The organism is Martinezella rhizogenes, assembly GCF_007002745.1.
Taxonomy (GTDB): Bacteria; Pseudomonadota; Alphaproteobacteria; order Rhizobiales; family Rhizobiaceae; genus Agrobacterium; species Agrobacterium cucumeris.
Genome location: NZ_SGNY01000024.1, coordinates 1 through 1,061 on the forward strand (window position 1 = coordinate 1; position 1,061 = coordinate 1,061).

At 62.4% G+C, this 1,061-nt stretch carries 1 protein-coding gene and 1 pseudogene; both read left to right on the top strand.

Features of this window, described 5'->3' with window-relative positions; all coding sequences use genetic code 11:
- Nucleotides 1-222, top strand: a pseudogene (locus tag EXN68_RS27310) (carbohydrate ABC transporter permease); the annotation flags it as partial.
- A gap of 12 nt (nucleotides 223-234) precedes the next feature.
- On the top strand, nucleotides 235-1,061 hold an 827-nt coding region (locus EXN68_RS27315), incomplete at its 3' end, for an ABC transporter ATP-binding protein (protein WP_142843698.1).

Sequence of the window (1,061 nt, forward strand, 5' to 3'; positions counted from 1 at the left end):
AACGTCATCCTTGCCTGGAACGAAGCCTTCTGGACCATCCGGCTGACGACCACCAATGCAGCCCCGCTGACGGCCTTCATCGCCTCCTTCTCCTCGCCGCAGGGGCTGTTCTGGGCAAAACTCTCGGCCGCCTCGATGATGGCGATCGCCCCCATTCTCGTCATCGGCTGGTTCTCGCAGAAACAACTCGTGCGTGGCCTGACCTTTGGCGCCGTGAAATAAGGAACGACAAACATGGGCAGCATTTCCCTTCAGAACGTGTCCAAGCTCTTCGGTGAGGCGAAAGTCATCCCGTCGATCGATCTCGATATCAACGACGGCGAGTTCGTCGTCTTCGTCGGCCCGTCGGGCTGCGGCAAGTCCACGCTTCTGCGGCTGATCGCCGGGCTGGAGGACGTCTCCGGCGGCAAGATCGTCATCGACGGCAATGACGCCACCGAAAAGGCGCCGGCCGAGCGCGGCCTTGCCATGGTGTTCCAGTCCTATGCGCTTTATCCGCATATGAGTGTCAGGAACAACATCGCCTTCCCGCTGAAGATGGCCAAGCTCGACAAGGCGGTGATCGACAAGAAGGTCGAGGATGCCGCCCGGGTGCTGAACCTCACCGATTATCTCGAACGCCGGCCCTCGCAGCTGTCGGGCGGCCAGCGCCAGCGTGTCGCCATCGGCCGCGCCATCGTGCGTGAACCGAAAGCCTTCCTGTTCGACGAGCCGCTTTCCAACCTCGATGCGGCGCTGCGCGGCACCATGCGGCTGGAAATCTCCGAGCTGCACAACACGCTGAAGACAACGATGATCTACGTCACCCACGACCAGGTGGAAGCCATGACCATGGCCGACAAGATCGTGGTACTCAACCGCGGCAATATCGAGCAGGTCGGCTCGCCGATGGAGCTTTACCGCACCCCCGCCAACCTCTTCGTCGCCGGCTTTATCGGCTCACCGCGCATGAACCTCATCACCGGCGACTTTGCCCGCAGCAAGGGCGCCACCACCGCCGGCGTGCGGCCGGAGCATCTGCTGCTGTCGAAGGAAAGCGGGCTGTGGCAGGGCAAGGTCAC